The 469-nt window shown below is 53.3% G+C and carries 1 pseudogene; it reads right to left on the bottom strand.

The features are described from left to right. A pseudogene (locus tag EXE42_RS16840) lies at positions 1–469 on the bottom strand (hypothetical protein); the annotation flags it as partial.

Raw genomic sequence — 469 nt, forward strand, 5'->3', positions numbered from 1 at the left:
ATAATAGCGTACGGGAAACACGTGTCCCACTCGCGAATCCCACGGACTTCCTTGACGCCAATTTCGTCGGCGTCGACACCAGAGATCACCGTGTTGTCAGAAATGAGTCGCAGAATATACTCGGTGAGTTTGTCTTTGCCTGCGTCGCTTTTGCCCTCGATGTACAGGTGCTGGAGGACGTTATCAAGCGTCCGAGACGGTGACGATAATGCCTCTGCGTACTGGTTTGCGAACGGTGCCCAGAATCCGTAGAGGAACGCCTCGTACATCTGTGCCATTACCGCCTCTTCAGACTGCGTATGGCCGTGGTCTTCGACTGTCTCGATATAGTCCTCGATTGTTTCGAGACAGTGATCGAGGACTTCGGGTGTTGGTTCTTCAGTGGCGACGAGAATCATCTCATCATCCTCGCCGATCACAACCTGCTCGGCTTCCGGGAGAACAGACATCGTTGGAATCGATGTCGACT

This window comes from Halorubrum sp. SP3, from assembly GCF_005435195.1.
Classification (GTDB): Archaea; Halobacteriota; Halobacteria; order Halobacteriales; family Haloferacaceae; genus Halorubrum; species Halorubrum sodomense.